The following is a 1204-nucleotide window of genomic DNA, read 5'->3' on the forward strand; positions in this document are numbered from 1 at the left end:
CTTATCCGCTGGGATATGCGGCGCCAGTTGTTCCGTCGGTGCCCTACGCCGCTCCGGGAAAGTTGGCCATCGTTGTGGGGCGGACATGATCGCTGCGGGGCCGCATTTCCCGGAACTCGCTTTGCCAGGAGGTCCAGCCAGCCGTGCCAGCCAAGGGTAGCATAGACCGAAGGCAGCTCCTTACGCTGCTGGGGCTGGCAGCCGCGGTTCCTCGGCCCGCTGAGGCCTTCGAACTCCCCGACGCCACTGGACTGATCACCGAGAACCGCCATGACGGCGTGCGCATCCTCAGCGCGGGAGGCGAGTTCGTCGGCGCGCGCGGAGCATACTATGGGCCGCCGGTGCCTTTCACCCAGCTCCCCCGTCATCTGATCAACGCCCTCGTGGCAAGCGAGGACCGGCGGTTCTACGAGCATTGGGGGCTGGACCCGAGGGCGATGGCACGCGCGGTCTGGTCGACGCTCACCGGGCGGACCCAGGGTGGCAGCACGCTGACCCAGCAGACCATCAAGGAGGTCTACCTCCGGGAACACAGTCCGATCGTCCGGAAGCTGCTCGAGGAGCCGGTCCTGGCGCCCATCCTGGAGCTCAACCTGACCAAGGAGGACATCCTGTATGTCTACCTGAACAGGGTGTTTTTCGGGGGCAGCGCCTATGGCATCGAGGCCGCCGCCCGGGTCTACTTTAATAAGTACGCGCGCAACCTCAGCATCCTCGAATCCGCCATGATGGTTGGGCTGCTTCCAGCGCCCAACCGGTTCAACCCTCACCGGAATTTCGAGCTTTCGCGTGACCGAGGCATCCGGGTCATTGAACAGATGGCCGAAGCGGGCTCCCTCAGTCGGAGCGCGGCAGACCGCGCCAAGGCGCAGAACGTCATAGTGATACCGTCCCGATCAGCCTGGGGCGGCTTCTACCCCCGCAGCACTGGTATCGGCTGGTTCGCGCGTTGGGCGGAGAACGAGGCCAACGCCAACTCCGTACCGTCACAGCGAAGCGGCACGCGAACCATCGCAACCACCTTGGACCTGCGCATCCAGGCCGCCGCCGAAAGACAGCTGGAGGCGACCCTACGGCAGCACGCCCAGACAAGGCAGATCGAGGAGGGCGCGGTCGTCGTCATGCGATACAACGGCGCGGTCCTAGCGCTCGTCGGTGGACGCGACTATCGGCTGAAGGAATGGGATCACGTTACCCAAGCCAG

General features: G+C 65.0%; 1 protein-coding gene. It reads left to right on the plus strand.

From position 1 onward, the window contains the following. Positions 1-143: 143 nt before the first annotated feature. The coding region (locus EP26_RS30875; RefSeq protein WP_211259653.1) for a transglycosylase domain-containing protein at positions 144-1204 on the plus strand (1061 nt) is incomplete at its 3' end.

The sequence above is a fragment of the Belnapia moabensis DSM 16746 genome (genome assembly GCF_000745835.1).
Lineage (GTDB): Bacteria > Pseudomonadota > Alphaproteobacteria > Acetobacterales > Acetobacteraceae > Belnapia > Belnapia moabensis.